Origin of the sequence: Ekhidna sp. (assembly GCF_965227465.1) — a bacterium.
In the GTDB taxonomy this organism is placed as follows: domain Bacteria; phylum Bacteroidota; class Bacteroidia; order Cytophagales; family Cyclobacteriaceae; genus Ekhidna.
In genome coordinates, this window is the sequence record NZ_OZ245746.1 from 326,253 (window position 1) to 341,639 (window position 15,387).

The window sequence follows — 15,387 nt, forward strand, 5'->3', positions numbered from 1 at the left end:
GGTATGACAAAATGCTAACATAAGTCATCTGGTGTTGTCTTCTGAGAAGCACAGGTTGTCAAAAGGATTTACTATGACAAACAAGAATAAGAACTTCCCTCTATGTCATGCAGTGCTTTGACACGACATCTTCACTCAAATAAAGTTTTGAAATTCCTCATTGCTATGTGCTTATCAAGTGAGGTCTGATATGCGCATACTAACTTCGCCGCATGCCTTTCGATCCCAAGTCCGTAGACCTTCCGATTGTTGAAATCCTCGATGAAGTTAAAAGTCATCTTCAGCAGGATAATACGCTTATTGTGCACGCACCTCCCGGAGCAGGAAAAAGTACATTACTTCCAATCGCACTCTTCGAAGAAGCTTGGCTAAAAGGACAAAAAATCATAATGCTGGAGCCGAGAAGGCTTGCTGCACGCTCAATTGCCATGCGGCTTTCAGAACTTTTGGGAGAACAAGTTGGAGAAACAATAGGCTATCGCATTCGCTTTGAAACACGTGTAAGTGATGCAACCAGAATAGAAGTGGTGACGGAAGGAATACTTACACGGATGCTTCATGGAGACAATACCCTCGAAGGTGTAGGTCTTGTCATATTTGATGAATTTCATGAGCGAAGTATCCACGCCGATGTAGCGCTGGCGCTATGCAGAGAATCGCAGCAGATCTTACGACCCGATCTTAAAATAATGGTGATGTCTGCGACATTAAATATGCCGCAATTGACACAATCGCTAAAAGCATCGGTAGTCGAGAGCAAGGGTCGTCAATACCCTGTAGATATCGAATACGTAGGTGATCAGGATCAATTCATGATTCCTGAAATGACGGCAAATACGGTGGTTAAGGCATCCAAAATGCATGAGGGAGATATCCTGGTTTTCATGCCCGGTCAGGGCGAGATTACCAAGTGCGCAGGTATTTTAAAGTCAAAACTCAAAGGGTTTCAGATTCATCCACTCTACGGACAGCTTCCCTACAATAAGCAAAAAGCAGCCATTCTTCCAGACAAAGAAGGCAGGAGAAAAGTGGTGCTGGCTACCAACATTGCCGAAACCAGTTTGACTATCGAAGGGATTAAAGTTGTAGTAGATACAGGTTTTGGGCGTACCATGAAATGGGATCCAAAATCCGGTCTCTCAAGACTGGAGACCGTTCAGATATCAAAAGATTCGGCAGATCAGCGTGCTGGTCGAGCAGGAAGATTGAGTCCGGGGGTCTGTTATCGGATGTGGTCAAAAACCACGGATAGTCGATTGCAGGAACATCGCACTCCGGAAATACTGGAGTCAGACCTGGCATCTCTTGCGCTGGACCTGGCCAGCTGGGGTATTAGTGACCCACTGAGTCTGACATGGCTGTCACCACCTCCAAGAGGGGCATGGCAGGCAGCCGTCCAAACCCTGCATGAGTTGGAGGCACTTGAAAATGGTAGAATCACCCCGCATGGAAAGGAAATTCACCGACTGCCTTGCCATCCCAGACTTGCCCACATGATGCTGATGGCAGAGGAGGAAGGACTTGTAAGTCTGGCCGCTGATGTTGCAGCGCTTTTGGAAGAAAGAGATCCACTCGGAAAGGAGGCAGGTATTGATATTAATAATCGTATTGAGGTCCTCAGAACCCATCGAAGGGAGAATCGAAAAGGGGGGAGGTTTGATCGGATCGAAAAGATTGCAGCTTCTTACCGTCAGCTGTTTAAAGAGGAAGTGGACAATGATCCTTTTGATCCTTATGAAACGGGATTATTACTAACACATGCCTTTCCAGAGCGGATTGCTTTTGCACGACCAGGAAACAATGCGCAGTTTAAACTTGCCAACGGGCGTATAGCGATGGCCGGACATAAAGATGACTTGGCACATGAATCCTGGCTGGCTATTGCAAACCTTGACGCAAGAGATGGGATGGGTAAGATTTTCATGGCTTCACCCCTGAACCCAAAGGATTTAGCTTCCCGGGTAAAGGAAGTGGAGGTAGTGGAATGGGATACAGAAGATGGTGGGTTGAATGCCAGCAAAGACTTGCGAATAGGCAACATTGTCCTGAAATCTGTTCCTCTACCCGATTCCGAACCCTCACATCTGAAAGATGCCATTGTGCAGGCGATAAAGAAAGAAGGGAGAACCCTGCTTGACTGGAATGAGGAAGTTGAGCAGTTGCAAAATAGGATCAAGAGTTTGAGAAGATGGGAGTCGTCACATGATTGGCCGGATTTCAGCACGGATACTTTGCTGATGACTAATGATGAGTGGTTATCTCCATACCTCACAGAGGTCAAAAACCCTCGGGATCTTAAGAAGATCAATTTATATGATGTTTTGTTGCATTCGCTTGATTATGAAAAACAACAAGAGCTAAACAAACTTGTGCCAGCAAAAATGGAAGTGCCAAGTGGCTCCAGCATCAAAATTATGTATCGAGACAATGGTGAATCTCCGGTTTTAGCAGCCCGTATTCAGGAACTGTTTGGGATGGAGGAAACACCCTCGGTAAACAATGGAAAACAGGCGTTATTGATACACCTACTTTCTCCGGGATTTAAACCCGTTCAGGTCACTTCCGATTTGAAAAACTTCTGGAACGAGACCTACTTCGAAGTGCGAAAGGATCTCAAAGGCCGCTACCCCAAGCACCACTGGCCTGATGACCCGTGGACTGCTGAGGCAATAAGAGGAGTGAAGCCGCGTGGAGGTAGTAAATAATTGTTTTGTCATACAGTGCTTGACCCGCAATGGAATTGACGGCACCTTCCTCTAATATGGAGGATCGCGCATCAAGTGCGCGATGACTCGGAAATAGAAGAGCACTCTAAACCAGAACGTCACCCTGAACTTGATTCAGGGTCTATGGTGACTACCAACCTATTTAGTGTTATTCAAAATTATAGTTTGTGAGGAAAGGAACCTTGACAATTTAAATCTTACTTAAGGCATCATCAATAGGTGTATCACCACTCAGAAGTTCTAAATTTCTACCGATCAGGTTATGGTTGTCTAGTGTTTTCTGAATGACAGTGGCTACATCTGTACGCGAAATGCTTCCACCTCGCTGACTAATTTTATTACCTATCTCGATGGTGTTGGTACCATTCTCATCTGTAAGACTTCCTGGCATCAGAATGGTGTAATTCAAGTCGCTTTGCATTAAATGCTTATCAGCATCTGCTTTAGCTTCATAATAGTGAACCATGGATTCAGGCCATTCGTCAGCGTTGGCATCTGCGCCAAATGCGCTAACCATGATAAATCGGTCTACTCGGTGTTTCACAGCTAAATCAACCGCTTTCTTAGCTCCCACTCGATCTATTAGATGAGTTTTGTCTTTACCAGTTTTTGTTCCGCTTCCTGCTGTAAAGACTACTGCGTTTACGCCTTTAAAGGCATGACTAAAATCTTTCTCTAAATCTGCTAGTACGGTTTGTATGCCTTTATTCTCGAAGGACTTTTGTTGCTCTTCTTTTCGCACCATTGCGACCGGCTGATGTGGTGTTCCATTTAGTTTGTTAGCTAGGATCGTTCCTATTTTTCCGTTTGCTCCAATGATCAATACATTCATAATTACCTTATTCTTTATATATATCAATCGCTGGGAACGGAAATCGTTTGAATAAATGTAATAAAAGTTTTGGCAGGTGTCTTCATCAACCAATTAAGCGTGTTTGTAATTCTGGTTCGTGAGGACGCAAAACCAAGGCAGAAGAAGATATATGCTAGTGATAGAGATGCTTCGTCCCTCAGCCTGCCTACCGCAGGCAGACATGATACACAGAAAACAAAGCACCGCTATTTACTCCGAGAGTCATCCTGAATTTACTTCAGGGTCTATTTATCTTATAACATAATGAAAAAGGGCTATGTCTACATATTATCAAACTATAACAGGACAGCTCTTTATGTCGGTATGACCAATGATATTGAGGATAGAGTTTTAAGACACAAAGCTGGAATAGGATCCGTACATACAGCTAAGTATAAACTCAAATATCTCATGTATTTTGAAACGTGCCCTTCGATTCAGGAAGCTATTGCAAGGGAGAAACAACTTAAGAATTGGCGCAAGGAATGGAAGTGGAATTTGATTAAGGAAAGTAATCCGAATCTTAATGATCTAGCACATGACTGGTTTGATGAAAAAGATGTAGAGTCAGTAAAAACAGGAAACTTTTAGCATTGATTAAGTTTGGTCTCGATAGATTCTGAAACAAGTTCAGAATGACCCACGGAAAATGAATGACCACTCTTAGCCAGTACGTCACCTGAATTTATTTCAGGGTCATCCTCCTTTTAATTCGTTAAATGATGCTATTTTTAGTAATACTAATTAATTTAGTATTATGAAATAAGCGATTGTGAGAATCTACTTTTTTTGGATGATTACGAGTGAGCGAATTCCATTTGATCGATTGAAAATTATACTATTTACACATGAAATTGAGTGTTGAGAAGAAGCTGGAAATTCTGGCAGATGCGGCGAAGTACGATGTGTCGTGCGCATCGAGTGGGAGTAACCGAAAAAATGTTGGAAAAGGGCTTGGGAATGCCACAGGAATGGGGATTTGCCATAGCTATTCAGAGGATGGTAGATGTATTTCCTTATTGAAAATTTTGTTGACTAATCATTGTATTTATGATTGTGCCTACTGTGTGAGCAGAAAAAGCAACGATGTGCTACGTGCAGCTTTTACGGTGGATGAGGTGGTGGATCTGACCATCAACTTTTATCGAAGAAATTATATCGAAGGCCTCTTTTTAAGTTCGGGTATTTTTAAGAATGCAGACTACACTAACGAACGCCTCATTCGAATTGCTAAAAAGCTAAGAACGGAGCATCGATTTAATGGATACATTCATCTAAAGATTATACCAGGAGCTAGCGAAGAGGTAATGGAGGAGGCCGGCTTATATGCAGATCGTCTCAGTGTGAATTTGGAAATCCCGACAGAAAAAAGTCTGAAAAAAATTGCGCCTGAAAAGGATCATGTGACGGTCTACAAGCCCATGAATTGGCTGACCACCCGGATAGATGAGTTTAAAGAAGATCGGAAGAAATACCGAAAGGTGAAGTCGTTTGCGCCTGGCGGACAAAGCACACAAATGATTATTGGAGCTTCCCCTGAAAGGGATTTGGAGATACTTCAACTCTCCTCAGATTTGTATGCTGAACAAAAACTCAGAAGGGTTTATTACTCAGGTTACATTCCAGTAAGTGAGGATACACGATTGCCTGCTATACGTACTGCACCGCTAAAACGGGAAAATCGGTTGTATCAGGCTGATTGGCTATTTCGTTTTTACGGATTTGACATGTCAGAGATTGTGACCGAAAAACATCCACACCTGGATTTGGAAGTAGATCCGAAACTGGCATATGCGCTTAGAAATCCGGAATTGTTTCCGGTGGACATCAACAAGGCGCCATATGAATTGATCCTTCGTATTCCGGGGATAGGTGTGAAAACGGCTCAGATGATCGTGAAATCAAGAAGGTATGGAAAAGTGCGGTTGGAAGATGTCAAGAAGATGGGAGCAGCCGTCAACAGAGCCAAGTATTTCATACATATTCATGGTAAAGCCTTGCCGATGGTTGGTAGCGATCCTACAGTGATTCGAAGACAGATTGTTTACGGGGAGAAGAAGGGACAGATGAGTTTGTTTTGATGGAACAGACACTAGTTTATGATGGAACTCGAGCAGGGTTCTTTACCGCAATTTTTGAGATCTATGAGCGAAAAGTCGCGGAGGCCACTATTCTAAAAGCGGCAAACTATTCGAAAGGACTTTTTGATGAGCCTCGTTTTGTCATCACAGACGAGCTAAAAGCAAAGCGAGTGATGGAGGGCTTCAAGCGAAAGTCTCCGAAAGGTATTTTGTCTATGCTGATCAAAGTACTTCACTCCGAGCTGGATGATGCGGAGAAAGTCGTTATAGAGGTGATCAGAAAGGCATTTAAAGAACCCAGAGGGTTGCGAATGGATTATCGAAACGATGCAATCCTGCGAATGAAGCAAATCAATAAAATGATGGGACGAGAGATTCATCGAATGCATGCATTTGTGCGCTTTCAAAAGACAATTGATGACATCTATGCAGCTACCATCTCTCCTGATTTTGACGTAATTCCTTTCATCGGAGATCATTTTGAAAAACGATATGCAGATCAGCAATGGCTGATTTACGATACAAAAAGAGACTATGGACTTTTTTACGATGGCGAAAGCATGCAAACGGTAACATTGAACAATGCCAACTGGGTTTCATCGCATCAGATAAGTGATTCGATATTGGCCGAAGATGAGCAAATGTTTCAGAAAGCCTGGACGGGATATTTCCATGCTACCTGTATACAAGAACGGAAAAATATGCGGTTACACCTGCAGCATGTCCCACATCGATATTGGAAGTACTTGCCTGAGAAAACAAAAATCAATTAGTTGCAGTAAAGTAACGGAAGATCATGACCATTTCGACAGGGACAGAACGTTAAAAACTCTACTAAAAATTTAAAAAATATCTGTCCCTTAGTCGAAATGTATTAGTCCATGGTTAATGGTCGAGGTAATTCAAAACAATTTTGTTTTTACTGTAATCGATGATTGCTCCATGGTTTTGTAAGAAATCTGATCCCAAAATCCCGAGTATTTTCTGATTGCTATTGGCAAGAACCCTGTTTATTCCGCTAAGATCTGAGGCAGAAAAACGGTATATGGCTGGAGCGTCTACTCCTTTCAAATTAAAATTGACTGAAGAAGTTTTCATCATACCTGACCTACCTCCAAACCCAGTTAAATTGCTGTCGGTATCCCTATTATAGGTGAAGTGATATTTCTTAAACTGATTGTAGTCCAGAATGGAAGCACTAGCCCCTGTATCTATGATGAATTTGGCCCACTTATCATTGATGTATCCCTCTACGATGAGGATGTTGTGATGGACTTCAAAAGTAATAGATGGTGAATGGGGTTTATGGTCAGATATTGCTCTTTGCGAACTACATCCGGCTAACGCGAAAATAAATGTCGATATGTATGCCAATCGGTTCATAAACCCATCTGTGAAAACGGGTTTGGATTGTGGCTAAATGAAAATTATTGATGATCAGGATTTTAATTGATCAACGGAGATCAAATGCTTCTTTTGGCGCCTTAGCTAGCTTATCGATCCGACTTTTAGAGATAAACAGCTCTTGATTTTATCAGAAAAGCTCCGACCGGAGGTAATTTTTATTCCGGTAGAAAGCTCAAATGCATATTCATTTTTACCCAAATACTTTACTTCTTTTATCAAATTGATATTTACGATATAAGAACGATGAATCCTTAAAAACTCCGAGCTATTCAGCTCACTCTCGAGCTCTTTCATTGTCTTTTTATAGAGGTAGAATTTGTTTGAGATGTGCAGTTTGCAGTAGTTGCCGTTCGATTCAACCAACATGATATCCTGGTGATCGATGAATATGTCCCAACCTTTCTCAACGATTTTTATCTGACATTTTTCATCCTGATAGGGCTTGTCATCCTGATTGATTAGGGCAGAGATTTGTTTGGTTATTTTCGATGACCTCTTCAGGGTTATAAATTCCTTCGCTTTTTCTACCACTTTGAAAAATCGGGAGTTTTCAAAAGGCTTTAAGATGTAATCGATGGCGTTGTACTCGAACGCTTTCAAGGCATAATTATCAAATGCGGTGACGAAAATGACGTAGGGCTTGTAGGACGAGTCCAGCCTAGACAAAATATCAAAACCCGTTCCATCCGGCATTTTAATATCCATGAAGATGATTTCTGGTTTCTTAAACTTAAGCAACTTAATGGCATCTTCAACTCCCGATGCTTCGCCCACAATCTGAATGTCATCATCAATCTGAAGCAGTTTTTTTATTCTGATTAGAGCAAATGGCTCATCATCAATTAGCGCTACTGAAATGTTCATTGGTTAAGGCTTCTTTTTGAATTTTTATAAGAATCATAAAGCCACCCTCTTCCATAGGCTTTGCATAAAATGTAAACTGATTGCCGTAGCAACGCTTTAGTCTCTCCTGAATGTTTTTTAGTCCCATTCCAAAAGAAAAATCTGTCTCATTCTTCACCCCGGCACCATTATCAATGACTTCCAGTACTAGAACATCCGTTTCTTCACGGACACTTAAGTAGATGTTGCACTTATCTGTTTTTTTATAAAATCCATGCTTAATCGCATTTTCAATAGCCGGTTGCAAGATGAGAGATGGAATTTGAATTTTCACTGCGTTGGGGTCAACTGAGAAGTGTGTGATTAGTCTTCCATCAAATCGGATTTGCTCTACTTCCAGATAAAGTTTAGCTAAATCTATTTCCTCTTTTACCGTGATAAATTGGGTATCCGCTTCTTTTAAAATCTTTCGCAGCAAGGCGCCTAATTTAGAAATCATGCGTTGAGCCAACTCTACATTTTCTTCCATAAGGGCAGAGATCGTATTAAAGGAGTTGAATAGAAAATGGGGGTGGAGTTGGTTTTTTAGCGCACTCATTTGCGCTTTCAATAGATCAGCTTCCAGTAGGGAGTTTTTAACCTTGATTTGCTGAATATTCTTTTGATTGTGGAAACTGAGTAGGACGAAGTAGATGATCCAGAATTCAAAAAAGGACTTGGATAATCCAAAGACTCCTGAATTGATATTGAAAACGAAATTTCCATCATTCATATGAGTCAAAGCAACATAAGAATTATAGATCAGGACACCTACAACTTCATGTGCGATTGTGAAAATAATAGAGAGTGCGATCAAAAATCCGATCCTATTAAAGGGTCGCGTAGCTTGAATTTCTTTTGCCCTTATATTGAAAATCATTGAATAGATGAGCGGTGCAAACCCCAACCAGATCACGTGATTGATTATAGGAAAAATCGCATGGTCACTTTCCCAGAAATCAGGCTTATTCTTGATTTTTCCAACCCATATGTAGGATTGGAGCATGACTAGAACGGTTATTACCGTTGTTACAATCACTGCACTTTTAAGACTAAAAGGTAAACGAGTGAAGTAAGCCTTTACTTTATTCATAGCTCCTCTATATCACGGAGAATCTGAATAAGGGGTTCATTTTAAGGCTAAACGGGAAGAAAATGGATGAATGGGATGTTCAAGCATAAACAAATCAAAGCTCCCGCCACATCAGGTAATGCATGATGCCACACTCATCAAATTGATCACCCTTAGTTTGGAAGCCAAACTTTAGGTAAAGAGGAACAGCCGGCAGCTGGGCGTGCATATATAAGTAGGTGCCTTTTTCAGCTTTTTCTTCGATATTTTCTAGGACTGCCTTCACTAAAGCTGTTCCCAGCCCTTTTCCTCGCATGGATTTTTTGGCGGTAAATCGCTCGAGCTTAATGCCTTTATCCGTATATCTCCATCGGGCAGATCCAACAGGATCGTCATTTTCGTCCAAAGCCACAAAGTGATAAGATTCATCCTCAAATTCGTCAAACTCCTCCTCGAAAGCTACCTGCTGTTCAACGACAAATACTTCCTCACGTATTGCGAATGCTTTCTTTCTCAGTTCTTCACTTGTTGCCGGAATCACCCTGTGAGTCATACTTATTATATGCTTTAATGATTGCTTTCACGAGTTTGTGACGGACAACATCACGCTCGTCCAGATTAACAAACCCAATCCCATTTATATCCTTGAGTACTTTCATCGTCTCAATCAATCCGGAGGATTGTTTCTTCGGTAAATCAATTTGAGATTGATCACCTGTGATGATTACCTTGGACTGAGGACCCATCCGTGTCAAAAACATCTTGATTTGCATCGGAGTGGTATTCTGAGCTTCATCCAGAAGGACATAGGCATCATTCAGCGTTCGCCCTCTCATGTATGCAAGCGGGGCAATCTCCACCACGCCATTTTCCTGGTAGTAACGAAGTTTTTCTCCGGGGATCATATCTCGCAGTGCGTCATAAATCGGCCGTAGGTAAGGATCTATTTTTTCCTTCAAATCTCCGGGTAGAAAACCAAGGTTTTCTCCGGCCTCAACCGCCGGCCGGGTAATGATGATTTTTTTGACCTCTTTATTTTTTAGCGCACGTACGGCCAGCGCTACAGAAATGTAAGTTTTGCCGGTACCTGCAGGACCTATCGCAAAAACCAGATCATTTTTTTCAACAGCAGCCACCAGTTTTTTCTGATTGACAGTTTTTGGAACTATTCGAAACCCTCTGGTGCCATGCACAAGCACAGCCGAATCGCCCGCCTCAATGGTGTTTTCTTCATTGTCCACAAAATCTTTTACGTTTTCGGCCGTCACCTTTCCATACTCATGATAGTGGGCGAGCAGCGAATTAAGGATTTCGTTGATTTTAAGAATTTGTGGGGCAGATCCTTTGATTCTGATTTCATTGCCACGACTGACAATCTTGCTATCCGGGAAGGCTGTCGCAATGGTTTTGATGTTTTGATTTTCTATTCCAAGAAAATCAACAAGTGAGACGTTCTCTAGTGTAATTATTTTTTCCAGCAATCGATATTTCTATTAATCCTTCAAATGTATTTGACTTACGAAACACAAAAATTAAGTGCCAACTATTTAGCGCTTTTTTGTGATAAACCTCAAGCTTTTTAGCGCTCACTGTGTGAGTAAAATATATAGCTTTGTGATAACAAATGTAAGCTGAAATCCCACAAATGGCCCTAATTACCTTCATGTCTGATTTTGGGACGGTTGACCACTACGTGGCGGCTGTAAAGGCGGCCATTGTTTCTGAGTCACCCACTCAGCCGATCACAGATATTACGCATAACATTCGCCCATTTGATATTTCTCATGCAGCCAATGTGCTTCGCAATGTATACAAGGATTTTCCGGCAAAAACGGTTCATGTAGTCGCAGTAGACTCCATGCGGGAAAAGTCTAATGCGATTGCGATAGAATTGGATGATCATTTATTTGTCGGATTTGATTCAGGAATTTTCAGTCTGATCTCATCTAAAAAACCGAACAAAATTGCCTTCCTGGAAAATGGAAAATCTACCTTTCCGGCCAAGGATGTTTTAGCGAAGACGGCACTCATGCTCGCAAATGGAAAGTCATTAAGTGATGTGGGACAGATAGCGGAAGAAATAACGGAGCTCTATGCGCGTCAGCTGAAAGTGACGAAGCGGGAAATTGCCGGAAACGTGGTGAGTGTAGATCACTACGGAAACCTGATCACCAATATAAATAAAGAGGAGTTTGAGAAAATACTGGAAATAAATGGATCCGGCGTGCGATATGCCATCCGTTTTGGGAGAGAACAATTTCAGGAGCTGCATACTTTTTTCAGTGATGTAGAGTCCGGAGATTGCTTTGTATTATTTAACTCTTCAAACCAGCTCCAGATTGGGATCAATAAAGGCAATGCATCAGAGTTGCTGGGGCTGTCAGTTGACTCGCCGGTGTTAATAGAATTTGCAAACGGATAATTATGCTAATACGTATCGTTAGAATGGAATTTAAGCCGGAAAAAGTCAATGACTTCCTGGAGCTCTTTGAAACGGTCAAAGATAAAATATCAACTTTCCCTGGATGCAAACACCTGGAGTTGTGCAAAGATGCCAAGCTGGATCATGTGTACTATACGTTTAGCAAATGGGAGGGAGAAGAAGACCTGGAAAACTACCGTCACTCTGAACTCTTTGAAGGAACATGGGCCAAAACAAAAATATTGTTTGGAGGAAAGCCTTTGGCTTATTCTTTGATAGCTCAAACCATCAAATCAATCGTATCTGGAACATTTGATCTGAAAGAATGATTACCGAACTGAAAATCATTACCAGTAGGGTATTCCAGGCAATAAAACTTTTTCTGAGGTATAGCTTTTTAGCGACACTATAGACCAGTACAAATAGAAATAAGGTAACAATGATCGGGAGAGTGTAGGTCCCGATTCCCATCGCATGACTAATTCTGCCTTCATCATTTAGATTGATAATGTTCATGAAGGAAGCAAGCGCTCTGAAGTAGAGCGGAGTGAAGATAAATGGGAATAAATACTGGTTGGGCCGCTTCATGATCAGGATCCAGAAAGCTACAGCTTGAACAATGGTAACGAAAGGTCCTGCAGCGCTAACAAGCAACCTTTCCCAGGTGTAACCATAGCTGCCATCAATGATTCCGGCGGTGTTTAGTGTCATTTTCATGTCGTAACCCAGGATTTCACCTACTGACCAATGAGCGAATTCGTGAATGAACCATGATCCAGCCACCGCAAAAGCAGCAATGAATAGATATTTAAGGTTGATTCGTGTTTTCATGTGAGGGTAAAAAAATCCCCCGCCCGACCAAAAGCAGGGGAACCAAAACCTAAATGACTGAGTCAAATTGACTCTTTACCAGTTAGATATTTTTAATCTTTTCGTACGGAGCTTAACCCTTTACTGTCAGACGTCACACGTGCATCTCCACGGTAACGGATCTTACTAGCCCCGGAAGCATCGGCTTCCAGGTCATTTTTGGCATAGACTTTTGCTGTAGATGCACCGGACACTTTTACCTCAGCATCATCCACAGTATAGTTGAAGGCATTTAGTTCAGATGCACCGACTAAAATGGCTTTTAAGTCATCTCCGCTTCCGACCAGTGTAAGTTCCGAAGCACCAATCAAATCAACATCCAGGTATTCCACGGTGATGTCTGCCCATAGTTTAGAGGCTCCTTCCAGATCAAGTGACATATCGGCTTCCGTAAAATCTCGGATTTCTCCGTCACACGCTCCGGTTATTTTCAGGTATTCAAGCTCTGGCATTTCGATGTAGACTTTGATTTTATCTTTTCGCTTTCGACTCTTCCACCAATCGGTGTTTTTACCATAACGGATTTCTAATTCATCTCCAGTCTGACTCAGATACACATCATCTAAATCATCTTCATCACCTTCCAGTCTCACAGAGAAATTATTACCTCTGGTGATATCAAAATCAAAAAGGGAGATGAGCTTTACCTCATCAAAATCTTTGAACTGGTATACCTGCGTGTCGTCCCCTGATGATCGTTTTCGATACGTACTTCTATCAGAGTCGTCACACGTCAGGCATCTTAAGCCTGACTCATCAAATACCCACTCATTGTCACCCAAATCTCTTGCATCATAATCATGTACCCACAAGGTGTTTCTTAGTATCTTTCTGAGGTCATAATCCATACGGAATACCTTACCATAAGGGACGTAGAAAGTTGCCGCAACATCCTGGAATCGGAAGGGAGCATCTCCAAAAGTGATTTCAGAATCAAAATAGATGGTGTTGCCTTCCTGCGATACAATATAATCTACCGCTTCACCATTGTCTTTTGCGTTGCTTCGTGAATAGCCTCTGGAGTCAAACTCTAGCTCAAGTAAATAGGCAGTTGAGTCTTCATGACCTCTTATTTTCAGGTCAACGCTATTGTAGGTATCCCAGTCAAGCTCATTTAATTTCAACTCAGTGATGCCATCATTCACAGCAAAGGTTTGCTCTTCTTTGTATGTGCCCTCTACACTGTAATCTCTTACAATCGCAGGTACCGAGATAGCCAGTCCGATCATTCCAAGTAACCACAGTCCAAACAGACTCCATACCACAAAAGCCTTCGTCACTTTCTTTTTCAGGATAATCACCAACCCTAACAGTAGCACAGCCAGAGATGGGATCATTGAGGTTAAGTAAGCAGACACCATAGCGACCGTACTCATGGAGCTGAATATTTCACGGGCCGGGAAATCTCCAAAGTGTACCCATGATTCCATTGCGCCACCGACACCTAGCAATACAGCTAAAGAAATGGTAAAAGCAATCATTAAGACGAATCCTAAGAATACAAGGAATACCCCAACACCAATTCTCAATGCCTCTACACCAAACTTCAATAATGGTCCTAAAATCTCACCCAGCGCCTTAAAGATCATAGCGATCAATCGGAATGGGAATAACAGGATCTTCACAAAAACACCTTCTTCCCCTTCTTTTACATTGAGGCTCTTTTTCACATTTTCCTCAATGTTGGAGATGGTTACAGGCTCACCCTGCATTTGCATTTTCTCAGTTATAGATTTAGCCTCAGGTGTAATGATCCAAAGGATCAAATAGACGAGCAAGCCGGCTCCACCCAGAAATATGGAGATTACAAACAGCACTCTTATCACGACCGGGTCCGCACCAAAATAGGATGCAATACCCCCGGATACACCTCCCAATACCCGATCATCGGAACTTCGGAAAAGTTTTTTAACAGCCTTGTCATCATCCAGTTTATCACTTGCAGGTACTGCAATCCATAATATGATGTAGGCAAGGAAAATAAATCCACTCAGTCCCCAGAAGAAAATGTTGAAGAGGAATGCTAACATTAATAGTCGCACCCAGATAGGATCTATCCCAAAGTAGTTTGCAATACCAGAAGCTACTCCACCTATGACTTTGCGCTTATTGTCCCTGTAAAGGCGTTTGGCTTTTTCTGCATCGCTTTTAGGAGCTTCTTTTTTAGCTTCTTCCTTTGTCTCGTCTTGTGCGTCTACTGTAGGTTCTTCACTTTTCGCTTCAGGCTCGCTTTCAATAGATGCCTCAAAATCTTTTGTGGTACCCATTGTTGCGATCAGGTCATTTACATCCTCTTGATTGATGATTTGTTTCCCTTCATCCAGTTTAGATAAGAAGATCTCCGCGATACGCCCCTCAATGTCATCAATGATTTCCTTACTGTCTTCAAAAGAGGAAAAGTATTTATTGACTGAATCAAGGTAGTTTTTCAGTTTGTCATATCCATCTTCTTCTATGTGGAATATGATACCGCCAATGTTGATACTTATATTCTTTTTCATTTCTTCTTGGTGTTTTTATTCGCGATGATTTTCTTGGTGGAAGACACTAACTCAGTCCAGGTTTGGTCTAGCCCATCCAGGAATGTTTGTCCTTCTTTTGTTAGCGTATAGTACTTCCGTGGAGGCCCGGATTTAGATTCTACCCATTTGTAGTCTACCAGTCCGGCTTTTCTTAGTCGGGTTAGTAGTGGATAAAGTGTTCCTTCAACTACCATGATTTTGGCTGACGTAAGTTCTTCCAGCATATCGGAAGCATACACCTCGCCTCTGGAAATTATATGCAAAATGCAAAATTCCAGTATCCCCTTTCTCATCTGAACTTGTGTATTTTCAATATTCATGTGCGTCTCTCATTTCGGGTCAAACTTTGTTTAATACATGGATAGGTTTCGGTCTTGTATACGGAAAGGTACTATGCATGGCCAAGTACTTTGTAAGAAATTATGAAATCACGTGAATATTCTTTAAATAGTTATATAAAAAATATAATTAATTATAAAGTTGAAGGATTAATCACTTTGTCGTGAATATGTGATTATTCAACGAATCTTCGTTATATCAATCCGTTGGCTA

Annotated in this window: 15 protein-coding genes; 6 read left to right on the forward strand and 9 right to left on the reverse strand. The window is 41.6% G+C overall.

The window, feature by feature from the left end:
- The first annotated feature begins 212 nt into the window (after positions 1–212).
- Complete coding sequence (gene hrpB / locus ACO05G_RS01490) at positions 213–2,705, forward strand: ATP-dependent helicase HrpB (protein WP_421764370.1); 2,493 nt, start codon at positions 213–215, stop codon at positions 2,703–2,705.
- Between the two features lie 211 nt (positions 2,706–2,916).
- On the opposite strand, the gene ACO05G_RS01495 is transcribed toward hrpB, so the two are convergent.
- Positions 2,917–3,558 (reverse strand): SDR family oxidoreductase, encoded by a 642-nt coding sequence (locus ACO05G_RS01495; protein ID WP_421764371.1) that lies wholly within the window; start codon positions 3,556–3,558, stop codon positions 2,917–2,919.
- Between the two features lie 285 nt (positions 3,559–3,843).
- Here ACO05G_RS01495 and ACO05G_RS01500 point away from each other — a divergent pair, with 285 nt between their 5' ends.
- The 3 genes from ACO05G_RS01500 to ACO05G_RS01510 all read left to right on the forward strand — a co-directional run bounded on the left by ACO05G_RS01500 (position 3,844) and on the right by ACO05G_RS01510 (position 6,433).
- The gene (locus ACO05G_RS01500) at positions 3,844–4,170 is read left to right on the forward strand and encodes a GIY-YIG nuclease family protein (RefSeq protein WP_421764372.1); all 327 of its coding nucleotides are present in this window, start codon (positions 3,844–3,846) and stop codon (positions 4,168–4,170) included.
- A gap of 257 nt (positions 4,171–4,427) precedes the next feature.
- Positions 4,428–5,660 carry a putative DNA modification/repair radical SAM protein gene (locus ACO05G_RS01505; protein ID WP_421764373.1) on the forward strand — a complete coding sequence of 411 codons (1,233 nt, stop codon included), beginning with the start codon at positions 4,428–4,430 and terminating at the stop codon, positions 5,658–5,660.
- Positions 5,660–6,433 carry a TIGR03915 family putative DNA repair protein gene (locus ACO05G_RS01510; protein WP_421764374.1) on the forward strand — a complete coding sequence of 258 codons (774 nt, stop codon included), beginning with the start codon at positions 5,660–5,662 and terminating at the stop codon, positions 6,431–6,433. The genes ACO05G_RS01505 and ACO05G_RS01510 overlap by 1 nt, the downstream gene beginning before the upstream one ends.
- A gap of 112 nt (positions 6,434–6,545) precedes the next feature.
- On the opposite strand, the gene ACO05G_RS01515 is transcribed toward ACO05G_RS01510, so the two are convergent.
- The 5 genes from ACO05G_RS01515 to ACO05G_RS01535 all read right to left on the reverse strand — a co-directional run bounded on the left by ACO05G_RS01515 (position 6,546) and on the right by ACO05G_RS01535 (position 10,502).
- Positions 6,546–7,043: a retroviral-like aspartic protease family protein gene (locus ACO05G_RS01515; RefSeq protein WP_421764375.1), complete on the reverse strand. Its 498-nt coding sequence runs from the start codon at positions 7,041–7,043 to the stop codon at positions 6,546–6,548.
- A 105-nt stretch (positions 7,044–7,148) separates the two neighbouring features.
- Positions 7,149–7,931 carry a LytR/AlgR family response regulator transcription factor gene (locus tag ACO05G_RS01520; protein ID WP_421764376.1) on the reverse strand — a complete coding sequence of 261 codons (783 nt, stop codon included), beginning with the start codon at positions 7,929–7,931 and terminating at the stop codon, positions 7,149–7,151.
- On the reverse strand, positions 7,906–9,042 hold the full coding sequence (locus tag ACO05G_RS01525; RefSeq protein ID WP_421764377.1) for a sensor histidine kinase: 1,137 nt from the start codon (positions 9,040–9,042) through the stop codon (positions 7,906–7,908). The genes ACO05G_RS01520 and ACO05G_RS01525 overlap by 26 nt, the downstream gene beginning before the upstream one ends.
- A gap of 94 nt (positions 9,043–9,136) precedes the next feature.
- Positions 9,137–9,574, reverse strand: coding sequence for a GNAT family N-acetyltransferase (locus tag ACO05G_RS01530; protein ID WP_421764378.1), 438 nt, complete (start codon positions 9,572–9,574; stop codon positions 9,137–9,139).
- A complete protein-coding gene (locus tag ACO05G_RS01535) occupies positions 9,543–10,502 on the reverse strand; it encodes a PhoH family protein (RefSeq protein ID WP_348282621.1) in 960 nt (319 codons plus the stop codon). Before ACO05G_RS01535 ends, ACO05G_RS01530 begins: the two co-directional genes overlap by 32 nt.
- Before the next feature lie 164 nt (positions 10,503–10,666).
- On the opposite strand from ACO05G_RS01535, the gene ACO05G_RS01540 reads away from it, so the two are divergent.
- Positions 10,667–11,443 (forward strand): SAM hydrolase/SAM-dependent halogenase family protein, encoded by a 777-nt coding sequence (locus ACO05G_RS01540; protein ID WP_421764379.1) that lies wholly within the window; start codon positions 10,667–10,669, stop codon positions 11,441–11,443.
- A gap of 2 nt (positions 11,444–11,445) precedes the next feature.
- The gene (locus ACO05G_RS01545; RefSeq protein WP_421764380.1) at positions 11,446–11,772 is read left to right on the forward strand and encodes a putative quinol monooxygenase; all 327 of its coding nucleotides are present in this window, start codon (positions 11,446–11,448) and stop codon (positions 11,770–11,772) included.
- Here the strand turns inward: ACO05G_RS01545 and ACO05G_RS01550 are convergent.
- The 3 genes from ACO05G_RS01550 to ACO05G_RS01560 all read right to left on the reverse strand — a co-directional run bounded on the left by ACO05G_RS01550 (position 11,732) and on the right by ACO05G_RS01560 (position 15,155).
- A complete protein-coding gene (locus ACO05G_RS01550) occupies positions 11,732–12,274 on the reverse strand; it encodes a hypothetical protein (RefSeq protein WP_421764381.1) in 543 nt (180 codons plus the stop codon). The two genes, ACO05G_RS01545 and ACO05G_RS01550, sit on opposite strands and share 41 nt — an antisense overlap.
- Positions 12,275–12,366: 92 nt before the next feature.
- Positions 12,367–14,814, reverse strand: a complete 2,448-nt coding sequence (locus ACO05G_RS01555) for a PspC domain-containing protein (RefSeq protein ID WP_421764382.1) — start codon at positions 14,812–14,814, stop codon at positions 12,367–12,369.
- Positions 14,811–15,155: a PadR family transcriptional regulator gene (locus ACO05G_RS01560; protein WP_348282629.1), complete on the reverse strand. Its 345-nt coding sequence runs from the start codon at positions 15,153–15,155 to the stop codon at positions 14,811–14,813. The genes ACO05G_RS01555 and ACO05G_RS01560 overlap by 4 nt, the downstream gene beginning before the upstream one ends.
- Positions 15,156–15,387: the final 232 nt, after the last annotated feature.